Annotated in this window: 18 protein-coding genes; 2 read left to right on the top strand and 16 right to left on the bottom strand. The window is 53.2% G+C overall.

Features of this window, described 5'->3' with window-relative positions; all coding sequences use genetic code 11:
• The first annotated feature begins 219 nt into the window (after positions 1-219).
• Positions 220-2,442, top strand: coding sequence for an FUSC family protein (locus tag K3T83_RS28680; protein ID WP_220206344.1), 2,223 nt, complete (start codon positions 220-222; stop codon positions 2,440-2,442).
• A gap of 20 nt (positions 2,443-2,462) precedes the next feature.
• On the opposite strand, the gene K3T83_RS28685 is transcribed toward K3T83_RS28680, so the two are convergent.
• The 16 genes from K3T83_RS28685 to xylA all read right to left on the bottom strand — a co-directional run bounded on the left by K3T83_RS28685 (position 2,463) and on the right by xylA (position 20,587).
• Complete coding sequence (locus tag K3T83_RS28685; protein WP_220206345.1) at positions 2,463-3,290, bottom strand: hypothetical protein; 828 nt, start codon at positions 3,288-3,290, stop codon at positions 2,463-2,465.
• A gap of 65 nt (positions 3,291-3,355) precedes the next feature.
• Complete coding sequence (locus K3T83_RS28690) at positions 3,356-4,783, bottom strand: MFS transporter (RefSeq protein WP_220206346.1); 1,428 nt, start codon at positions 4,781-4,783, stop codon at positions 3,356-3,358.
• A gap of 96 nt (positions 4,784-4,879) precedes the next feature.
• Entirely contained in the window at positions 4,880-5,104 is a 225-nt protein-coding gene (locus tag K3T83_RS28695; RefSeq protein ID WP_220206347.1) for a DUF951 domain-containing protein, read from the bottom strand.
• A gap of 8 nt (positions 5,105-5,112) precedes the next feature.
• Complete coding sequence (nadD, locus tag K3T83_RS28700) at positions 5,113-5,781, bottom strand: nicotinate-nucleotide adenylyltransferase (protein ID WP_220206348.1); 669 nt, start codon at positions 5,779-5,781, stop codon at positions 5,113-5,115.
• A gap of 28 nt (positions 5,782-5,809) precedes the next feature.
• Positions 5,810-6,886 (bottom strand): mechanosensitive ion channel family protein, encoded by a 1,077-nt coding sequence (locus tag K3T83_RS28705; RefSeq protein ID WP_220206349.1) that lies wholly within the window; start codon positions 6,884-6,886, stop codon positions 5,810-5,812.
• A 32-nt stretch (positions 6,887-6,918) separates the two neighbouring features.
• A complete protein-coding gene (gene gluQRS / locus K3T83_RS28710) occupies positions 6,919-7,914 on the bottom strand; it encodes a tRNA glutamyl-Q(34) synthetase GluQRS (protein ID WP_220206350.1) in 996 nt (331 codons plus the stop codon).
• Positions 7,899-8,558, bottom strand: a complete 660-nt coding sequence (locus K3T83_RS28715; protein ID WP_220206351.1) for a Maf family protein — start codon at positions 8,556-8,558, stop codon at positions 7,899-7,901. The genes gluQRS and K3T83_RS28715 overlap by 16 nt, the downstream gene beginning before the upstream one ends.
• Positions 8,555-9,892 (bottom strand): class I SAM-dependent RNA methyltransferase, encoded by a 1,338-nt coding sequence (locus K3T83_RS28720; protein ID WP_220206352.1) that lies wholly within the window; start codon positions 9,890-9,892, stop codon positions 8,555-8,557. Before K3T83_RS28720 ends, K3T83_RS28715 begins: the two co-directional genes overlap by 4 nt.
• A complete protein-coding gene (locus K3T83_RS28725; RefSeq protein ID WP_220206353.1) occupies positions 9,889-12,444 on the bottom strand; it encodes a tetratricopeptide repeat protein in 2,556 nt (851 codons plus the stop codon). The genes K3T83_RS28720 and K3T83_RS28725 overlap by 4 nt, the downstream gene beginning before the upstream one ends.
• Positions 12,445-12,485: 41 nt before the next feature.
• The gene (locus tag K3T83_RS28730; protein ID WP_220206354.1) at positions 12,486-14,690 is read right to left on the bottom strand and encodes a tetratricopeptide repeat protein; all 2,205 of its coding nucleotides are present in this window, start codon (positions 14,688-14,690) and stop codon (positions 12,486-12,488) included.
• 176 nt (positions 14,691-14,866) lie between these two features.
• Entirely contained in the window at positions 14,867-16,390 is a 1,524-nt protein-coding gene (locus tag K3T83_RS28735) for a glycosyltransferase family 87 protein (protein ID WP_220206355.1), read from the bottom strand.
• A 244-nt stretch (positions 16,391-16,634) separates the two neighbouring features.
• Entirely contained in the window at positions 16,635-17,102 is a 468-nt protein-coding gene (locus K3T83_RS28740; RefSeq protein WP_220206356.1) for a GNAT family N-acetyltransferase, read from the bottom strand.
• 40 nt (positions 17,103-17,142) lie between these two features.
• Positions 17,143-17,346, bottom strand: a complete 204-nt coding sequence (locus K3T83_RS28745; protein ID WP_220206357.1) for a hypothetical protein — start codon at positions 17,344-17,346, stop codon at positions 17,143-17,145.
• A 115-nt stretch (positions 17,347-17,461) separates the two neighbouring features.
• Entirely contained in the window at positions 17,462-18,061 is a 600-nt protein-coding gene (locus K3T83_RS28750; RefSeq protein ID WP_220206358.1) for an NUDIX hydrolase, read from the bottom strand.
• Positions 18,062-18,083: 22 nt separating this feature from the next.
• Positions 18,084-19,121 (bottom strand): NAD(P)/FAD-dependent oxidoreductase, encoded by a 1,038-nt coding sequence (locus K3T83_RS28755; RefSeq protein WP_220206359.1) that lies wholly within the window; start codon positions 19,119-19,121, stop codon positions 18,084-18,086.
• 269 nt (positions 19,122-19,390) lie between these two features.
• Entirely contained in the window at positions 19,391-20,587 is a 1,197-nt protein-coding gene (gene xylA / locus K3T83_RS28760) for a xylose isomerase (RefSeq protein WP_220206360.1), read from the bottom strand.
• Positions 20,588-21,257: 670 nt separating this feature from the next.
• On the opposite strand from xylA, the gene K3T83_RS28765 reads away from it, so the two are divergent.
• Complete coding sequence (locus K3T83_RS28765) at positions 21,258-22,313, top strand: LacI family DNA-binding transcriptional regulator (RefSeq protein ID WP_220206361.1); 1,056 nt, start codon at positions 21,258-21,260, stop codon at positions 22,311-22,313.
• Positions 22,314-22,388 lie beyond the last annotated feature (75 nt).

The following is a 22,388-nucleotide window of genomic DNA, read 5'->3' on the forward strand; positions in this document are numbered from 1 at the left end:
GATTATACCAGCGCTTTCATGTATTTACAATCGATAAATATCTATATAATGGATTTGAAACGAGATAGCCTCTCTATTATTAAGAACGGATAGAAAGAACGAGACGTTTCTGCATGATTTCAAATGGCGATGGCGTGCGAGTGTATCCGCTATTCTTTGTAGTAGCGTGTCTTTCTTATGATATGAGATCGTTGGATTAAATTTGCAAAGAAGAGTACTATGGCTATTGTTACTCGCGTTCGTTCTGCGTTTAACCTCAACAGACAGGACGCCCTGGCAGGGATGCGGATTGCTACAATCGGATTGTTGCCGCTTTTTATAGGATCGCTGGCAAGTCAGCCCGTTCTTGGTCTGATGGGTTATCTTGGAGGGCTATATGCGTGCATGGCCGATGTGGGAGGCGCTTATCAGGCGCGGGCGTTGTCGATGGGGCTGGCGACAATATTTCTAGCCGTCGTGGGCTTTCTAGCAACGTTGGCTGGAGGTGTGATCTGGCTGGCGGTGCCACTGATGTTTCTGTGTGCTTTTCTTGGCAGCATGATGAGCGTCTATGGCAACATCGGCTCTAAAGTGAGCTTTGTCGTCATCTGTGCCTTCCTGATTATACTCAGCATGCCCGCCAGCCTGGTTGTTGCTGGAGAGCGTTTTGGCGTCTTGATGATTGGCGGAGCCTGGGCTATGTTGCTGTCGCTCTGGCTCTGGCCGCTGAGACCCTATCGGCCTGTTCGTGTGGCTGTGGCAAACTATTATCGCACATTAAGTACATTTATCGAGCGGGTCTGTTCCTCGACATCGTACAACCACGAGACGTTCTCTGTAGCAGTAAGTGAGGTGGACGGTGAGCGTTCTCGCGTTGTCACAGCGCAGGAGAACGCGCGGGCTGTCTTCGTGCAGGTGCGTTCTGCTCAGCATGGAGCCGATCCCATCGATCAACATTTGCTGCAAGTGATCCTCAATGCGGATAGCCTGTTTGATATCATGCTTGCTCTCGTGAGCAGCATCAGAAATACTGCGGAGCATCCCTATATGGCTCGTATGCCGGCATTCTTGCGGCAAATTGGCTCTGAACTGGCTACGGTGCTCGCTGAATGTGTGCTGGCTATTGAGCGAGGCATTGGCGAGGTTGATCTGAGCAAACTTGATACATTGAAGGGCAAGCTTGACGCATACGATACCGATCTATCCAGAGCTATTCCTGCGAGCGAGGAGGACTATCAGGCGCGGGTCAGTACGCGCTATCTCTTGCGCCGGCTTAAAGCGATGATTGGCACTATGCATCTGATCGTTGATGCAGTGCAGCAATTGAATAGCGAAGAGCGCGAGGAGCCGACCGGCATATCTTTTCGGCCAGCCGCCAATGTGGATCTGCAAGCCGCTATCGAGACCTTCAGCGATAATTTGACACTGCGTTCAGTCGTTTTTCGTCATGCCCTGCGCGTTGGTATCGCGACTGCTCTAGCAGTGGCCATCTATATGGTGCTACAGTTGCCTCATGGTTTCTGGATACCCTTGACCGTGTTGATTATCCTCAAGCCCGATTTTGGTGCCACGCTTCAACGGGCTTTCGAGCGCATGGGAGGAACGGTACTCGGCGGTATTGTGGGAGGAGTGCTGGCAGCGATTATCCATAGCCTGTTACTACAATATATTCTGGTATGGCTGCTGGGATGCGTCGCCTTTGCTTATCGGCAGCGTAATTATACGGTTTTTGCGTTCTTTCTGACGCCTTTTGTAGTGCTGCTGGTGGATCTCAGCCATCCGGGAGATTGGCAGGTCTCCCTCCTGCGTGTTTTCAATACTGTGATAGGAGGAGTGCTGGCGTTAGTCGCGGGCTTTGTGGTCTGGCCGCGCTGGACGCGGGAACAACTCCCTGAGCAACTGGCAAAGAGCATCGCGGCCAATCGTCGCTTCTTTACTGGCGTGCTGGCGGCCTATCTTGGGCAGCAGTATGAGATAGAGACGCTGCGTACTTTGAGTCGGGAAGCGCGCCTCGAAAATGCCAACGCCGCCGCAACGTTTCAGCGTGTGCTGAGCGAGCCAAAAGCAATGCAGCGGAATGTGAAGCACCTCTACGCGCTCCTCTCCTATAACCTGCAATTGTATGATAGTATCACTATTCTGGCTGCGCATCTCTCCACATTGAAGAGGCACCATACACTGTCCGGCCTGGAACAGTTTGCGGAACAGGCTGAGAACGTCTTGCAGCGGCTGGAAGAGATTGTGTGTTCGGGTTATCATCCTATCTCGACTGAGCAATTTGAGGAGAGCGTGCAGGAGGTCGAGGCGTCGTTGCAGCACCTCCGGGAGACACGTTTAGCGGAGCTATCGGCTGGATTGATTGAGACGCCGAACAGAGAAGCGATGACGAAATTTTCTCCCGTGAATATAGAGCTGGAACGGTTGGCTCATGAGGTCGTGAGCATGGCGCATATTCAGGACTAGTTGGGCAACAAACCATACAATCAGCGACGTACGGCGTGGACAAGCACCTCTGCAATAATCAAGAAGAGGAGATCAAGCCCTAGCAGGATCAGGAGGGCAAAATCGATGTGGGCAGCGACAAAGGCGCTGATTGTCAGCATATTTGCCAATTGGCTTGTGTACCAGAGGATAAGAACCAGTATCACCGCCAGCACCAGGAGACCGCTAACGAACCAGCGGGCACCGTGCCAGTCCTGGCGGCTGGGCCAGAGTTCGGAGGTGACGGTCAGGATGAGATATGGGGCGAAGATCAGCGTCCACCAGGGCCAGTCGGGACGAAGCAGCCGGATGTGCTGTTGGGTGTCCAGGGGGAAATCCCACAGAAGGTAGCCAGTGGCGACCCAGTAAAGAAATGCGAACATCGCGATGCCGCCAAGCAATGGTGCGATCCCGCTCAATCCGTCACCGATATAGCTCATGAAGCGGCCCTGCGGTCGGACATATTGGACCTCGCCCAACTGGAGCGATTGGCGACCACCGTTGCGGACTACGCGCCGACCGCCCACGCTAGCAACCGGCGTCGGTTTCACGCGGAAGAGGGTAATGCTGGTGATACGGAAGCCAAAAGGCCGGAAGAGGAGGACGACGAAGGCATGACTCAGTTCATGTAACATCACACCTGGAGCATTCAGCCAGAACCAGATGAGCCGTCCTCTTTCTCCAAATAGCCAGTAGCCGATTTCATCAACCCGGCGTCGTAAGCCTGCGCGCGTAATGCGCAATAGGAAAAAAAGCAGAAATACGCCAGCAATAATGAGCCAGGGCTGATAAGGTGCTATCTGTGCCATAAGCTTTGTATCTGATGACATATGGTTCTGCTTTCTTTCTTGCGTAAGTACCTTTAAAGGTATTGTAGACGTAATGGACGGTTCCGTCAATGCAATTGTGTGGATTTTTCGGCTATTTTATCTGGTTCTATTTGCTCTGCTATCTCCTTCTCATCAGTATGAACGGCGGGATGTTTACGCTGATAGAAAATACCCCAGATGCCGAAAGCGAGTTCGCCGATGGACAAGAGATAGATAGCGTTCTCTATTCCGAACAAATCGGCGATAGCACCGATGGCGGGGATGATGGGGATAGAGCAAGCGCTATAAAACGTGATTTGCAGAGCCAGGACACGAGCCTTGATCCAGTCTGGGGTCAGCTCTTGCATCGTTGTTTGTGAGGGAACATTGATGCAAGCGAGCGCGAAGCCTGCCAGGAACATCACCAACGTAATGGAGATGAGGAGCAAGGGATTCGTATTCCAGCCATGAGGTTGTAGAGAGCGAGCCAGCAGGGTAATCAACGGCAGCAGGAGTGTAATGATGGACATGGCGATGGTGCCGATGAGGATCGTGCGCGACTGGCCCAGGCGACGACTGATGCGTGGCATAAATATAGAGCCAACCACCAGACCAATCCCGGCAGGGGCAAAAACGACGGCCATCGCGTTTGCTGGTAAAAACAACATCTGCGTCACAATGGGCGTCGCCAACTGGCTGATGACAAGGATTAGCACACCGGCAAAGGAGAGTTGCAGGACGGCCAGGAAGAGCGGCTTGTTGCGATAGACAAAGTTCCAGCCCTGCATTAATTCCACCCAGACGGTATTAAATGTATCAACAAACTCGGTTGTGACCGTCTCCGTTGCCTCTTTATCACGAGCGAGCTGCGTAAAGCTGGATGCAGGGATCAGCAGGACCAATCCGGTACAGATGAGATAGAGGACGCCAATCAGGGCATAGAGCTGAGTGATGGAATCGAACGTGGTGTGGTAGATCTGGATTGCTGGCAAGAATGAGAGAGCGAGCGGTGCCAGGAAGATAAAGCCGAGCGCCTGGGCGAGCATAAAAGTGATACTGAAGAGCGAAAGGGCGGGCATCAGTTCGTCCTTGCTAACAAGCATCGGAATAGTTGCGCCCTCGGCAGGAGAGAAGAATTGCCCGATGGCCGAGATCAAAAATGTCAGCAGATAGATCGGCACGATCAGGCGGCTGCGATCAAACAGCAGGATAATGACGAAAAGGAAGGTTGCCAGCGCGCGCAGCAGATTGCTGCTCCAGAGGACGCGGCGTTTGTTCATCCGCTCCACCAGGACGCCCGCAGGGGGGCCGAAGATCACAGCTGGCAGACTAAAGCAAATAATGGAGATGCCTACAAGCGTGGTGGAGTGAGTAATATTTTCGATCAAAATGAGCAGAGCGTAGTTCGAGGCGAAGAAAATCGTCATGGAGATGAGTTGGGCCAGCCAGAGGCGCAGAAAGTTCCTTTTTCTCAGCAGCGTCAGAAAACCTCCGCTTTGAGTGGCTAATGCCATATGTTATGTCTCCTTCTTGATCGTGCGGCCCATCTGGGTTGAGATGGGCTGAGATCAGATTTTAGCGGATAGAATGATCGAACTGTGCAAACACAACTATTCCTCAGTGAATGGGTCACTGTCGGTTTTCACAGCCCGAGGGAGCATCTGCTTTGTGCGACGTTCCACCTCTGAGCGAGGCAGGAGAACGCGCCGGCCACATTTCTCACATCGTAGACCGATATCTGCTCCTAAGCGAACCACTTCCCAATCGAAGTTGCCGCACGGATGTTGTTTGCGGAGACGTAATCGATCTCCCAGTTCAAGATGCAACGGTGACATAATGCTTGTTATCTTTTACCCTCCTCTTCTACTTCAGGATGAATATAGAGGTCATGCTCGACGATATAGTCTTCAACGGCTTCTGGCGTCTGATATTTGATCGGTCTGCCATCGCTAACGCGCTGGCGCAGTTCGGTGGAAGAGATGTTTAGCAATGGCGCTGATACCACGAGCAAGCGTTGATGAATACCGGGCAAGCGTTTCTCTAACATTGTATTATACTCGTTTCCTGGTGTATAGCCAGGGCGTTTGACTGCGACCAGATGCGTGAGCAGCGACAGAATACCCTGTGGATCATACCATGTATGTAGCTCTTCCAGGCTATCCCAACCGATTATAAAGGAGAGCGACACGTCGCTGCCCCACTGACTGCGCAGACTACGTAGCGTATCCACCAGGTATGATGGTCCGGGTCGATCCAATTCGATGCGTGAATACGTGAAGTATGGGTTGGATGCAATCGCTAACTGCACCATTGCCTCGCGGTGTTGTGCTGGCGTCACCTCGCGGCCCGGTTTGTGAGGAGGCTGACCGGCTGGCATAAAGACAACCTCTGTCAGGTTAAGTGCGACGCGCACCTCTTCTGCGATGGCAAGATGAGCGTAGTGGATCGGGTCAAAGGTGCCGCCAAGTATGCCAATACGCCGCATCAGTATCGATGTATTACACTCTTCCAACGTCTCTACGTTCCTCCTGATAGCAGGGTTAGATATTGCCTGCAAATTCTTTCACCGCCAGTTCTGCATTCGGCAGATTGGTGTAGAGCGCATGCATCACTTCCGACAGGCTCTCAGGCTTTTCTGTGGCGATCCAGAAATGCACTGTCAGGGTAATTTTTTGATCTGCATAGCTACTGAATAGTATACTCGGTTCCGGTTTGGGCATGACAAACTCGATGTCAGCAACGAGCTGGCGAATTTTCTCCTGCGTTTCGCCTGAGCTAAATTCCTCGTGAGGCAAGGTCACAGTAATAGTTGCTCGCCGTTCTCCATAGTAGGAGGTATTGGTAACAAAGCCGCCAAAGACGTGCGAGTTGGGGATAGAGACCTCTTCTCCAGAGACGAGCCGGAGCTTGGTGGCGCGCAGCTGGACATCCTCGACTTTGCCCATGTAGGTAATCATGCCGTTCGTGATGCTGATCGTATTACCGATGTAGAACGGTCTTTCAACCAGGATATAGAAGCCTGCCGCCAGGTCTTTCAACACATCCTGAATGGAGACCGTGATGGCAACAGTAATGACGCCAACGAAGGCGACGGGAATGCCCAGCGAGATATTCCAGACGGCCAGTATCCAGAAGGCGACGAGCAGCAAGATAATGATAAACAGGACGCGTCCGATCAGTGTACGAATATTGATGTCGATGCGGCTCTCGCCCAAGCTGCGAATCGTGACCGCTCTGATAGTACGTGCGACGCCGAGGCCGAGCGCGACGAGCAGCGATGTTTGAATAAGATTCCAGACAAAATCTTTGACATCCTGTGGTTTGAAAGTATTGCTGAAGCTCTGCGCTAACGAGCCGAGTATATCGGTTCCCCAGGCCGAAATAATAAGTGCGATGGGGACCGCCAGAATCAGGGTTGGGAGAATAACTAGCACACCCAATGTTTGAACAATCCAGTTATCAAGGACAGTTTTTTTCAGGCGTGCGACAAGTTTGCGGCGTAAGATCAGGCCTGCTCCCACCGCGATAATGATTGTTAGAATGATCAGGATGATACGTATAATAAGATCTTTCATATCAGTTGTGTTTATGAGTGGATTGGTCGCTGTAAAAAACATTGATACTCTATGGTGCCAACCTTCTAGGAACGTTATGTTGTACGATGATGGATAAATCTGTTTAGCTTCGAGCGCATTATATCATAGGACGGCGACGCATAGGTTTGCGCAAGCTCATTTGGGCTACTTGTGGTGCCAGCCTCTACCAGTCCGCAGCTAGCGGCCAGCTGCCCGATGATTTCTCTGGGAGTTGCCCCGGCTTCTCGTAATGGATCGAGTCCCTCACTGCGAATGCGCTTGGAGAGCCGTTTCCCCTGCTCATCGACGATCAGTGGGACGTGCGCGAACGTCGGAATTGGAAAACCAAGCGTTTCGTAGAGGAAGATCTGTCGCGCTGTGGAGGAGAGCAGGTCAGCGCCTCGCACCACCTGATTGATCTGCATCAGGGCATCGTCAATAACCACCGCGAATTGATAGGAGAAGATGCCATCCGAGCGGCACACAATGAAGTCCCCCACCGCCTGCTGAACGTGCTGTTGTTGTGGACCGGCTACCAGATCGGTGAATGTGATAATGCGCTCGTCATCGACGCGTACACGATAGGAGGGACGGCGAGAGGCTGCCCGTTCGCGGCGTTGTTTTGTCGTGAGATGGCGACAGGTGCCGGGATAGCGGGGACCATCCTCTGCTCCCTGCTGGGGAGCACTGGCGGCATGAGCAATCTCTGCCCTGCTGCAATAGCATGGATAGGCCAGTTCCGCCTCTTGCAGCTTTTGCAAGTAGTGTTGATAGATGGGGATGCGCTCGCTCTGCGTGTAGGGGGCATAGGGTCCGCCGCAATCTGGCCCTTCATCCCAGTCCAGGCCCAGCCAGCGCAGGTCGGCGAGCATGTGTTCTGTTGCCCCGGGGCGCACGCGTGGCCGGTCGAGATCCTCAATGCGCATTATGAACTGGCCTCCAGCACAGCGAGCAAAGAGCCAGGCGAGCAGGGCTGTGCGTAGATTGCCCATATGTAGCTCGCCCGTTGGACTGGGAGCATAGCGTCCTCGTACTGGTTGAGAAGTGTATTGATTTACGGTTTCAGACATCGTTCGGACCAGGGACAGGCCGTGCATTGGAGGCCGGTTGTTGCGGGAAAGACATCGAACTTTGCCAGCAGTTCAACAAGCGTGCAGAGGGGTAGCCCGACAACGTTCAGGTAGCAACCGTTGATGCGCTCGGTTGGCTGGAACTCTGGATGCTGGATGCCATATGCTCCCGCTTTATCCATCGGGTCACCGCTGGCGATATAGGTTGCGATCTCCTCTTCGCTATACGGGCGCATCAAGACGGGTGTTGTGCAACTTTGGCCATGCATTTGTAGTTTGCCATCAATCATCGCCGCTACAACCACGCCGGTCACAACGCGATGCCAGCGACCACGCAATGAGAGCAGTAACTCGCGTGCATGAGCCTCGTCGCGCGGTTTATTGAGAATCTGGTCATCGAGCAGGACGGTGGTATCGGCAGCAATGATCAGATGCTTGGCAAATTCGGATAAGGTGAGCGTCATTACCGCTTTATGGGCAGCCGTCCATTGGGCCAATCCATCGGTGGGGCCGCGATAGTGCAACTGGGCGGCCTCTTCGTCGGCGGGAGAGACGCAGACAGAGAAGGGGAGACCAAGCTGGCGAATGATCTGCCGACGACGAGGCGAGGCAGAGGCCAGCACCAGCGGATGTGGTGGCGTCATGCGATTGTGTCCTCCGTTTGCTGTCCAGACTCCACGTGCTCCAGCACCGCCACTGATTCGATATGGGCGGTTTGTGGGAACATATCCAACGGCTGAATCGTGCGCAACCGATAGACCGGGTGAAGATGGCAGAGTATATTGAGATCGCGTGCCAGCGTGGATGGTTCGCACGAGACATACACGATGCGGGAGACCGGATGCTGAATGAGCGCGTCAAGCACTACCTGCTGACAGCCAGCCCGTGGTGGATCGATCACCAGCCCGTCGATGCGTGATGAGAGCGTGGGCAGCATCGCCTCAACTTTGCCTTTCAAAATTTCCACGTTTTCAACCGTGCGCATATTCCACTGTGCATCTTTAATCGCGCTGGCCGATTCCTCAATCGCGATGACCTTTCCAACGTGACGCGCCAGAAGCAATGCGAATGTCCCGACGCCGCAATAGGCATCAACGACGGTCAGCTGTTGCGCAGCCTCGTTTGACTGGTCGTTTGTCGGGAGCAGGCCGGAGAGAACCATTTGAGCCATTTTCTCGGCCTGGGCGGTATTGGTCTGGAAAAAAGAGCTGGGGCGAATACGGAACGTTGCGCCTACCAGCGTCTCTTCCATTGTTTCGGTATGCAGATCGAGGCCAGATTCGGCTAGCTGTGCCGCGACCTCCTGCGGCGGTACTGGCTGGATCATCACCTGTTGACTGTATGCGCTACAGCGCACCAATGCCTGGGGGCGTGGGTTCTCGTGTCGGCTGAGAATAGAGAGGGCGCGATTGATGTTCTCCTCTGCTATCGGGCACTCCTGCAATGGTAGCACACGATGCGTTCCTCTGGCTGTCAGGCCCGGCTTGCCTTCGCGATTGACCGAGAAGCGCATGTGGTTACGATAATGCCAGGGGATATCGCAGGGAACAGTTGGCAACAGCGGAGGGTTGTCGAAGCCCCCGATCTCTTGCAAGAGTTGCCGTACTACGTCGCGCTTCCATTCGAGTTGGGCCGCGTATTGCATATGTTGCAACTGGCAGCCGCCACAGGTGCCAAAGACCGGACACGGCGCGATTGTGCGCAACTGTGAGGCTTCATGCAGTTCGGTAATCCACACCTTTGGCGGGCGCGGTTTCCAGCGACGGCTGCGGCGTCCGCTGCGTGGTGGCGGCGGTTCCTCGACGGCGATAGTCACGCGCTCCCCAGGCAGCCCAGCAGGGACGCGGAGGAGGCGCGTGTGTTGCGTCCCGTCCGCGTCCTGCCGAACCAGTTCTACCTGAGCATCGCCTTCTCGCGTCAGAGGGCCGAGCGTGACGGTATGATGGGTAATAACTCGTTCTTGTTCTTGCTGTATCATCGTTTCTTCGGTTTCGGTTTATGCTTTTTATGCTGTGTTCCACTGGCGCGTCGGTTGCGGCGCTGCTCGGCCTGAGCTAGCTCGAAGGCCTCGCGAACTTCCTCTAAGAAGCTGGATTCGGGACTGACCTCTTCCGCCATGTCCAGATACTTTTCTGCCTTGCGGAGATTGCTTTGATCGATGTAGACCATCGCAAGCGAACCGAGGATATCAGCAGACTCCTCATTGACCTCCATACCTCTTAAGAGGATCTCTTCGGCGTTTTTGTAGTCCTGGAGGCCGTTGCGATAGACCTCACCGAGGCCGAGGTAGCCTTCGATGTCATCTGGATTCAGTTCGACGCTGCGTTTCAAGCTCTCAATTGCTGAAGCGTATTGTTCCAGATCATATTGTAAGAAGCCCAGATTGATCCAGATCTTGGGGAAGGTTGGATCGACCTCGGCAGCATGCTGGTAATGTTGGAGAGCCTGCTCCGTGTCTTCGCGCAACTCCGCAATCTTCGCCAGATTGGACTCGATTAGTGCCAGATTGTGCGCGTCAGTAGTGCGGTTCTGGGCCTGTTCTAGCAGATCTTCGGCTTCGTCCAGTTGTTTGTTCTGGCCGACCAGGATTTGAGCAAGCGTGGTCAGACTTTCTGGCATGTTGGCCAGCGTGATGGAGTCACGTATAGTCTCCTCGGCAATCTGGAGGAATTGCTGCTCACGCTCTTCTTCCTCTTCCTGACTATAGTTGTAAGCGATATTGAGCTGTACAAGCGTCAGATCTTGCAGCGCTTTGGCCCGCTGTTCCGGGAAATGCTCGGCCAATTGTTGCAGGTAGACGGCGGCGCGCTCAAAATCCTGTGCCACCCGCGCAAAATCATACGCCTGTCGATACATTGCCGGGTTGCTTGTGGGAGCCTGAGCGATCAGAGCGTCGGTGTAGTGCATGTACCGCGTGGCGATCTGGAGCGCCTCTTCCATGCGATTGAACGTATCAAGCATGTCTTCGTCGTCTTCTTCATCCTCGTCGAGATCCTCTTCGTCAGCGTCGAAGTCATCCTCATCTTCGTTGTAATCGTCATCCAGGTCTTCGTCGTCGGCGTCCTCATCCTCCTGCAATCGGCGTTCCAGATCGTCCAGGCGTTTTCCTGCCAGCAACGCGATCTTTTCCATGCGCTGCTGGATCTCTGCCGACGACAGTTGCGAGGCGAGAGCAGCTTCGTCGATCATGTCGTGAATGCGCAGGTTGCCATCCTCTTCAACCAGCGAATAGCGGACCCAGAACCAGTGACGATCAGTTTCTTTGTAGAAGGCGCTGGCCTGTGGGATCTCTTTGATCGAGGTAACAAGCGGCGTCCTGACGAACTCCAGCGACCAGGCCGTTTCGACGGTATCAGCGTCGTCATCCTCGTCGAGATCTTCATCAGTTTCTGCTTCCACAAGATCGGTCTTCGCTTCAATGACTGGTTGCTCGTCGGAGATGAGATCCTCTTCAAAGTCCTCATCGTCTTCATCGTATTCGGCAATGAAGGTCACATTGATGTTGTTCGGGTGCGCTTCTTGTTGCCAGCGTTGACGAAGCTCTACCCACTCTTCGCGCTCCAATCCATCGCGGAGAGGGCTATCACTGGCGAGCAGATCATACGCCATTTCGTAATCTGCTGAAGACCAGGCATCGATGAAGTCGCCAACCACTTCCTCATTTGCCATCCCGGGGAAGAAGGTATCGAGGATGTCCTGCGGCATCATTGGAATGCTTGGTATATTGCGTCGCGTTGGCGTTGCCTGGGGAGCGCTTTCAACCTCCTCTTCCTCCTCATCTTCAGCGGCATCCAGAGCCAACTGGCGAATCAGTGGTAAGTTGCGAGTAAAGGCGCGATGAGGTTTTGTCTGCTGTTTGGTATTGACCTCCTGGGCCTCTTGAATCATGCGGCGACCCTGAGCAAGGCTGCATGAAATGAGGTGAACGCCAGTCCCACTCATCTGCTGGCGCATCTGCTCGATATGGTCCTCCATATGGCGCTTATTGTTCACTTCGGTAAAGAAGTCTTTGACGCCCTCTGTCCAGAATTCGAGCAGGAAGCCCATCATGCGGACCTCTTTATAGTTTGCTCCCTGTTCCCAGCAGAGGATCAGTTGCATCTCTCCAAGTTCTTTTGTATCGGTAATCAGGCCTTTCCAGAAGCGAGGAGGCGTGGTATCAACTGGAACCGCCTCTTCCTCGACGACTGGCGTTGGCGGCGGCGTCCATTGTGGATAGATTTTGTTGCCTTCCAGCCGTATGAGAGAACGTTTCGCCTCTTTACGCACCTCTTTTGCTGGTGCCAGAGCATTGAATGCTGCAACTACATCGGCTGCGTTGGCCGTACTTTCTTTGGAGAGCGTCTTCAAGTACGCGATCTGGACGTTTTCCGGCAGGCTGGTGAGGGAGTGCAGGGCGGCTTCGACCTCTGGTTGTTGTGTGCTGTTGTGGAGAGCCTGGGCAACATCGTTATAGTGGGCAAGCGATTGCTGTAGCTGATTCTGTTCTTCTTGCGAAAGTGTCTGAGACTCCTGTTTCTTTTGCGACATAGTGTAACCTCATCCTTCCCTTATAACACCAAACATTCTATCTAGCGTTTCTTCGCTGCATTCATCTGTTGCCGTACGCGTTGAATAATCTCCAATTCAGGATCGATGGCCTCTGCCTCCTCTATTTGTTTCTGTGCTCCGCGAGCGTCACCCAGCTCGAACAGCACCGAGGCCAGCAGTGCGCGCAAATGGGCGGATTCCGGGTTGGTCTGGACGCCCTGTTCTGCAATGCGGCGTGCCTCCTGTCGCTCGTCGCGATTCATATAGATAGCTGTTAGTTCGGAGTAAGCGCGGATATCGTGTGGTTCCTGCTGAACGGCGCGTTTATAGCTTGCCTCTGCTTCATCAAAGCGGCTGAGCAGGCGTTGGGCAAAGCCAAGATTAAACCAGACGCCAGGTGTATCGGATTTGATTTCTGTCACACGCTGGAAGTGCGGGATGGCATCTTCGAAGCGTTCGCGTCGCATCGCAATCGTGCCGAGGCTCGACTCAATAGCCGCCTCCTCGTCGCGGCCCGGATTCATGGCTCTGGCTTTGAGTAGCGCCTCTTCAGCCTCGTCGTTTCGCTGCATACTCAGGAAGAGTTCGGCTTGCAAGATATAGTTCAGAATGGAGCTATCGGCCTGCATTGCCTCCTGTAGCGTCGTTTCGGCGGTGGCCAGGAAATGGCCGCGGCGTTCGGGCATATATTGTGTGCGATCGCTGTAGGCATAGGCGATTTGCGTTGCGGCCAGGCTTCTCAACACGTCGCCTCGCTGGTCTGGGAAGCGTTGAGCAAGGCGTTCCAGATAGACCATCGTGCGCTCAGGATTGCCCATTGCAACAGCGCGTTGATAGGCATCATCGCAAACCTTGCGATCAAGCGGGAGGCGAGCGATCAACGCATCGTAGAAATGCAAGAGCTGAGTGAAGCGCCAGGATAGCTCTTCAAAGAAAGCCTCAACGTTGGTCTCGCGGCGCTGAATGGCCTGCTCGATAGCATCCTCGTAGTCTTTGATCCGCTTCTGAAGCTCGCCAATTGGTAGTGCTTGAATGCCAGCACCTTCGTCCGCCATGCTTTGAATGCGCCACGCGTCCCCTTCTTTGGCTAGCTTGTAACTGGTCCAGAACCAGTGGCGTCCCGTCTCTTTGTTGATGGCGGTTCCCATTGGCATATCGCGCAAGGTGCCGCTGAGTTGTGTATCTGTTAGCTCGACAGACCAGCCAATCTCTGTCTCTTTGCGGATGGAGAGACGAGTTGAGCCGGGCACCCAGAGACCGCTCTGGCGCTGCTCTGGTTCGCGCACAAATCCCAGTTCCAGTCGGGCCGGGTGAGCCTCGTCGTTCCAGTCGCGGTGGCGCTTGACCCATTCCTCCCGTGTCAGACCTTCGTTGAGCGAGTTGTTCTGGCTAAGGAAGTCGTAGGCCAGGCCGAAATCGCCCAGCGACCAGGCACCCAGGAAGTTAATCGCAACTTCCTGATCCGTCAGTTCAGGATTGATAAAGGATTGTCCATGATCTGCGCCAGGATCGCTGGCCTGCATAATCAAGTTATTGATGACAAGCAGGTTGTTGCGATAGACTGTGCTGGGAGTTGTTTTGCGCCATTCATTGACGCTCAGGGCTTCTTCAATCAGTCGTTTGCCCTCGGCGATGGTGCAATCAACGATGGTGATCTCAGTTGTCTGGGAGTGCCATGTGTTGATGCGCTCGTTCGCGCGGCGTTTACTGATGGTTTCAACGGAGGCATCTTTCACGCCATCGCGCCAGTAGTCGAGCAGAAACGTAAGTAGGCGCACATCGCTATAGTCGTAGCCCTGCTCCCACGTAAGCATCAACTGCATCTCTCCCTGGTCGCGGCTCTGTGTTACCAGACCTTTCCAGAAGCGCGGAGGGTTGGCGATATTAAGCTGGACCGCTGGCTGATGTGCGATAGGAGGTGTCCATTGGGGATAGGTCTTGCTTGCCTCCAATCGAATCAGCCCGCGACGAGCATCTTTGCGCATCTCTTTGCTTGCGCTGAGCGCATTGATGGCTATCAGCACATCAGCGGCATCGGCGGCGATTTCGCGTGCCAACGCTTTGATGAAAGCCAGTTGTGCCGCCTCTGATAGCTCCATAAATGGCTTCAGAGCGGCCTCTGCATCGGCCTGGGTGCGGCTGTCATGTAATGTTGCGGCGATTTGACGATATTGTGCAAGCAAGTGCTCGACCTGCTGAGAATCTTCGGGTGAAAGTGATGTAGAACCTTCTTTTTTTCGTGACATAACTCCAACTCCCTCCAGCGTCTTCATGTATCGTGTGGATTGTACCACGAAGCGCGTAAAGAGTCGAGACGCAAGAAAGCTGATGTGGAGAGTGTAGCTGCGGAGGTGAGGACGAGAGCAAGCATGCTGTTGTGGAGGGGCGGCGTTGCCACCTCCCATCAGCGCACACTTATGGGTTAGACGGAGGCAGAAGGTTTCGCAGGGGTAAGGAAGCGGAATGGAACCGTGAGTTTCCGCACGCGCATGGCAAAGCTTTCTCGTAACAATTCGACTTTGACGTTCGAGGCCATCAGAATGAAGAGCGGATACGCCGCGCAGTAGAAGTATGATGGCAGGCTGCGCCAGGCAAAGAATAGCGGTATGATCGCCAGCAGCATGGCAGCTTCGGGACATTTGCGACTGATGCACCAGTAAGTGATCAATGTTCCGAGTATAGCCAGCCCTTCAAGGAGCTGGTAGACAGTCGCGGGCAAGTATGGGATCAGGTGGGTAATGCTCAAGCCGACGATGCCAACACCCATTGGGAACATAGGATCAGCAACGGGAGTCAGAACACCAGCAAGCCAGGCTGACGGATTCCAGATGATAAACGGCAGATTGAAGGCCAGGCCGATGATGCCAGCAACGGACATGCGGTAGATGGTCTCTTTCAAGCCAAACTGTCGGAAAACCATAATGATGTAGAAAGGCAGCAGGAACCACGAGGTCTGTTTAGTTGCGATGGCCAGACCCAGGAAGATGGCAGAACCCCAGCGAGAGTCGCGCAACATCCAGGCGAGGATGACCAGCAACGTGCAGAAGATGTCAAGGTTGCCACCAACGGCGGATGACCACATTGGCGCGTTGGCCATTGCCAGTAGTAAGACCCAGGGGCGCAGTTCTGGGCGCACAGCTTTCCAGGCGAGCGCGATAATTGCCAGATAGCTCAAGAGGTAGAACGGCAATACGTTGTAGCTGTTGAGCCAGGCAAAGGGCATCAGCGTGAGGAAAGAGAGCGCGGGATAGCTGACTTTCGACTCGAACTCAGGGGCATCGGCAGCTGTGCCGCCAGCTTTGAGGGCAGTATCCAGGATGCTGCGGAACTCGGCCTCGGACGGATAATCAATGCGATTGGCAAACTGGCCCATGCGTAGCGGCGTGGTCCAGTCCGGCTCCAGATGGAAGCGCCGGTACATGTCCAGCATATTCGAATCGGTGTAGGGGTTGCGTCCCTGTTTCAGCAGCATGGCCGCATTGGTATCGAGCGATGTGCCATCATTAGAGAATTGGGGCGTTCCAAAGGACATAATGACAGAACGTCCGAACTGAACAAAGCCTGCTATAGACAAGATCAGGGTCAGGATAAGCACGATGCGCTGCCAGCGAGCCGGATGATTGCGGCCAGTGCGCGCCTGCTGCTGTAGCGTGCGTGGGCGTAGCGCCATCCACATCGCATAGAAACTGCCCAGGATCAATAAGAATGGAATGAGCGAGCCGAAGGGCTGTAAAAACGGGAAATACCAACCATGATCGATTTCGTTGAACGATTGCAGGATCAGTGCAACAGCTATCCAGGTCGCTCGTCTTTGCAGGTCGATGACAGGATGATTATCCGGGGATACATCTTCGGTAAAGAAGTATCGCATCCAGCGATAGCTGGTTTTCTGTTGTGGTCTCTCTTCTGGTCGAGCGGTCTGTGTGATTACAGATCTCTGTGCCATTATCCCTGTGCGTCTCACCCGGTGCTTTGCCGCCGCCACCTGCGAATGAACGTAGGTGCAGCGGATATGTAAGGCTCACGGGTTTGCGCGCTTTACCTCCATCAAATGTACCGAGAACCCTTTGCGCTTGTAGTCGGTATATGGTTCTGGTTCTCGGCCCATGTCTTACAACGAAGGGGAGATAAAATACGTCACAAATAGCCGCGGAGAAATGCGATAAAAGATTAGCAGTGGCACCAACAGCTTAAATTTTCAGCCGATAATACAGTTCTCGATGCTTCAGGGAGAAGCCAAGCGACTCATAGAGATGGATTGCCGAATGATTTCCTTCCCAGACATGAAGATCGATGGCCGCGAGTTTGCGCTCTGTATGGGCGAAATCGATAATGTGTTGCATGAGCAGGCGAGCCAGACCTCGGCCACGATAATCGGGGTGGACGATCACGCGTTTCACATAGCCTGTGGTTTGATTGCTATCGGCAGGTGGCAGCATCAATTCTGCTTTGGCGCACGGGACACCATTGATCTCTACCAGGAAGATGTCGGTATGTTCGTGTGTGGAGGGGTCAATGGAACCGAAATACTTCTCCATATCGCGATGGATGTCGCGAGTGGGGGAGGCGCTAAAGCTATCAAGCTGTTCGATGTGAACGATATCTTCAGGTGTGGCAAGACGAATCACCAACGCCTTTGTTGGGGTTTCATCGATCATGTAATCTCATCCAGTTCTCACTCTAGAATATTGATAACGATTAAGGTAATTTTTTGCGTGGCAACATCAGTAGAGAGACCAGGGCATAGCCTGCGCAGGCCAGCAGCAGCAGGGAATACACGATGGTCTCGCCGTCTTTCTGTGGTGCGGCTAACGTTGAGGTGAGCATAGAGAGTCCCCACCAGAGAAAACCGATAAACACGAGAAATAGGGCGATGGTGCTAGTAAGTTTTTTGTTATCCATGAGAAAAATCCTCTGGGTTTCATCTATTGTCTACCGGGCATGGCACCCGTACATATTATAGCACGGCCCGTCTATAAACACAGGGGTACAGGACTTGCAGATGGAGAGATTGCTATTACTGCTGTAGCGCTTCCCATACTAACTGGTGAATCACAGTCCGAAATTCTCCCCATTCTCTCCAGCTGCCGTTTATCTTCTGATCATACACGTCCTGCACGTGGGCCAGGCGCTCGGCAAACGCTGGTAGTTCTTCTGGCGCGATCTCTTTGAAGTTTTCCACCTGCTCATCTTCATCCTGTACTTCTAATTTGCCGCTCACCTCATTGAGCAGAAAGGCGAAGGTGTAGAACGCTGGTGCCTCGCCGGTCGTGGTGGTGCGATATCCAACTGCAACCAGGAAGCGCTCAACCTCAACTTTCAGCCCTGTCTCCTCGTGCGTTTCGCGCAGAAGCGCGGCGAGAATTGTTTCCCCGTGTTTGATGCCGCCGGTTAATAAGCGGTATCCTTCGGGAGGATAGAATGTTTTCTTCATGGTGAGTAGCTTTCCATTCGGGCGGCGCACCACCATGCAGACTTCGCCATAACGATCAGTTTTATTGAGGGGATCGAAATAATTGCTGGTAGGGAGATCAACGACACGTTCAAGGGGTTGGCCGAAGCTGGCGGCAAGCATGTCAAGCTCAACCCGAGTTTCCTGCGGGAGATATGCTAGCATCTATTTTGCTCCATAAAATAATTCAGGATCGGGCATGTTGTCCTATAAATTGCCCAGCAACAAGTATACCATGCTCAATTGCCAGATGAACCCGTCCACCAACGAACGCATCGCCACAAAAAGCCAGGCCGTGCGCGAGGGTCAGCGCGTTCAGCTTATCGGCATCGGCTTTGTCAGATGGGAGAGCGTAGGGCCAGCGTTGAACATCGGTGAAGAAGGGGTATGGCAACTCTTCGTCGATCAATGTTCTGACCCGTTCGACAACTCCGGGGATCAGATCGGCGTCGGGCGTATCCCAGTGTTCGATGCTGTAGCTTGGAGCCATCTGAGCGATCAGCAAACCTGTATCAGCAGGGGCGCGTTCAGGCGCTTTTTCATGTTCCCAGGCAAGCCAGGAGATCGGATGCTGCCTATCGGTGTTTACCAGGGCGTAGTAGGGGCGACTGGTCGGGCGTGGCCGATAGCCGAGCGCAACTGAGATCAGCGGATTATAACGAGCCGTATCAAGCTGAGTGCAGATCTGAGAGCGGATGTCGTGTGTGAAATGGCTGGCCTGGATCAAAGCACTGGCAGCTGGTGCGGGAATGGCGATGATAAGATATTCAAAACTGCGGATAAGCTGGTAAGCATAAAGGTTCCAACCAATATGTGTCTGTTGGACATGGGCAATATGTGTCTCGAAGCGAATATCCAGTCCCTCGCCCATCCGTTTTGCCAGCATGCAGAGGCCGTGTCGATAGTTCCACTTTGGCTCGGCATTCAGGATAGGATCGCCCTCTTGAATATGTCCGGAACCGTCAAAGATCCAGACCGGCCTGGCAATGTCGATTAAGTCGGGGATAGAGAAGCGGTCGGTGATGAATGAGACGCTATCGGGCGCTCCTTGTTTGATATATTGCGCGCCTGGATCGAAGATGAAGCCGTCTCGCTTGTGGGTGGTGGCGCGACCCCCAGGATTGTGTTTCTGCTCAAAAAGCGTTACGGCATACCCGGCATCCTGCAAGATATGAGCGGCGGCCAGCCCGCTCATACCAGCTCCGATGATTGCTACTGAGGACATGGCAACTCTCCTCCATCACTATCGCTTGTGTCCGCTTGTATCTATATAGCTTGCACGTCTCAACTTATGGGCAGCGTGACAATTTTGTAGTTCGTAGTGGAGTGATTTATCGCGTTTGCAAGGCTTTACAGGTAATGCGAGCAACGCGATAAATCACTCCACTACGAAAATTTAAACATTATCCATGCCATTATTATACGCGAAAAATGGTGCGGCGCTTTGAGAGAGAAAGCGCCGCACCAGAGATGGTACGCTCTATTGACTAATGATTAGCGAATACCCAGAATGACCTCGACGGCCAGTTGGTCCAGCTTCTCGTATTTGTAGCCGCGTTTTGCCAGGGCGTCAATATCGAACTCGGCCTCTTTAAGCTTGTTTGCTGCCTCTGTGCTGTAGCCGTTGGTGAGCAGGCCGCCATAGGTCTGATCGCCAGCGTTGATCTCTTGCAGGAGTGCCTGAAGTTCGGGATCGGCGTTGTAGAGTTTGGCTTTTTCCTTGAAGATGTTGTAGGTGCGCATGCAGCCTGCGGCGAAGTCCCACACGCCCTCTTCGTCTTCGGTGCGATAAGCATGAGCGTCGAAATGGCGGGGGCCGTCGTAGCCGCGATCCTCCAGCAGCTTGACCAGGAAAAACAGGTTCTTGATGTTCTCGCTGCCGAAGCGGAAGTCCTGGTCGTAGCGCGGCCCTTTCTGATCGTTCAGGTCGATGTGGAAGAGTTTACCAGCTTCGATGGCTTGCGCGACGCCATGCACAAAGTTGAGGCCAGACATGTATTCGTGGGCAACTTCCGGGTTCAGACCGACCATATCGGGATGATCGAGGGTATAGATGAAGCCGAGCATGTGACCGATAGTGGGGAAATAGGTATCGGAGCGAGGCTCATTGGGCTTCGGTTCCAACACGAAGCGCATATTGTACCCCTTATCAATCGCGTACTGGCAGAGGAAGTTGATCGCATAGCGCATGCGCTCGATAGCGACAACGGGATCCTTGCTGGCCTCTGAATCGACACCTTCACGACCGCCCCAGAAGTCGTAGATGGTTGCGCCAAGCTCTGCACCGAGGTCGATGGATGCCATTGTCTTCTTGAGAGCGAAGGCGCGTACCTCTGGATTGACGGAAGTAAATGCGCCATCTTTAAAAATAGGATGGAAGAACAGATTGGTCGTCGCCATCGGGAAGGCCATGTCATAATCGGAGAGTGCCTGTTTGAACTCTTTGACGATGCGATCGCGCTCCTGAGCGCTTGCGCCAAAGGGAACAAGGTCATTGTCGTGGAGATTGACACCATAGGCTCCTAGTTCCGACAACTTCTGGACGATTTTGACCGGACTCATAGGGGAGCGAACAGCATCACCGAAAGGGTCACGACCAGGATTATTAACCGTCCAGAGGCCGAAGGTAAATTTATCCTCTTTCTTTGGCTTATACTGGTCGCTGGTGATCTCGTGTGCGAGTGAAGTCATGGAAACACTCCTTTGATTGTCCCGCGCTGTCAGCACATCTCTGTGTACTGCGGAGAACGAACGTACAAGACGAACCGAGGAGGAAGACTCTCCTCTGTTTGCTATTGCTCTTCACAAGAGAGAAGATAACAATATTCACTGTGATGGTATCACATGTCCCGTGTCGAATTCCAGTGATGCACCATCCTATTGCGCGAAACAGGCAAATATTTTGCCTGTTTGATGAAATTTGCAGCGTATTTTACTGCTATTATGCAATAAAGTTGCTCGTTTGGTCATAGCCACATCAAGTATTGGAAGAGAGAAACCTGTTCTCAGGCGCGTTTATGCTCTCTCTATGGTGAAGTATTGTTATTTTGTGCAAGCGCTTGCAAATGTGCTCGCAAAAATATGTAACATATGCGGAAAAGAGGTGTCACGTTTCGCTTGTTTTCGCAATGAAATGCTTTTCTTTCGTTGGTAGAAGAGATTTTTGGAGGGAGAATTTGCACGAAAAAAAGCTTGACAGGGCCGGTTTTATATGTTAAATCTATGACAGGATTTGCAAGCGCTTGCAGATTGAGAGAGGTTGACAGGGAGTGTCAATACAGTCTGCGTAAGCCTATAGCGCCATTTGGGACCAGTGCGAGTTTGCAAGTTCTGACCAGAATACAGAGATCAAGGTGGGAGCATGAAGCAGAAGGGGAAACCATCCGAAGACATTACGATCTTCGATGTCGCAAATGAGGCTGGCGTCTCTTACTCCACCGTTTCACGTGTACTCAATAACAAAGAACACGTTAGCCCGGAGAAGCGCGAGCGTGTGCTGCGTGCTATGGCCGAGCTAGGGTATGTGGCGAACATCCAGGCGCGAACGTTGGCTGGAGGCCGTTCCCACATTGTAGGATTGCTGGTACATGGTCTGGATACCAGTTATATTGGTGAGATCATGAAGGGCATCGACAACGAACTGCACACCGTCAATTATGATTTGATGCTCTATACCACTCATCGGCGTAAGACGAAGGAGTCGGCTTACGTTGTCAAGTTGACGAGAAACCTGGTTGATGGTTTGCTGCTGGTCCTGCCTCGGAACGCGGATGCCTATTTAGAGACTTTGCGCCAGCGTCATTTTCCTCATGTGCTGGTGGACCATCTGGGCTTGCCCACGATTGATGCGCCAGCGGTAGGAGCAACCAACTGGCAGGGAGCCTATGAAGCAACCACCTATTTGCTCGATCTAGGTCATCGTCGTATTGGTTTTATTACTGGATCAATGGAACTTGGTTGTGCTGTTGAGCGGCTGGAGGGCTATAAAGCCGCTCTGGAAAAGCACGGGATTGTGATTGATCCAGAACTCATTCGCGAGGGAGATTTTTTACAGCCTCGTGGCTACACCTGTGCCAGAGAATTGTTAGCTCTGGCAGAACCACCAACCGCTATTTTTGCCTCAAACGATATTTCAGCCTTTGGGGCCATGGAGGCCGTGCGTGATCATGGTTTGCAGATCCCCAGAGACATCTCTATTATTGGCTTTGATGATATTCCACAGGCGGCCAGCGTCAATCCTCCGCTGACAACGGTACGTCAGCCTCTTGAACAGATGGGGAGCAGCGCTGCTCGCATGTTATTAGACTATATCGCCGAACCCGACCGTCCCGTTGAACGATTAGAGCTTCCAACCGAATTAATCGTTCGTCAATCCTGTCGTGAACCACTACCACTCGGTTTAACTAGCACCCTTTGACCCTTCCCTTTTTTAATAGATGATAGATTAACACAGCAATTCCTGAAACGCCGTCAATGAAGGATGGTGCGCTGG

The organism is Reticulibacter mediterranei (assembly GCF_016587455.1).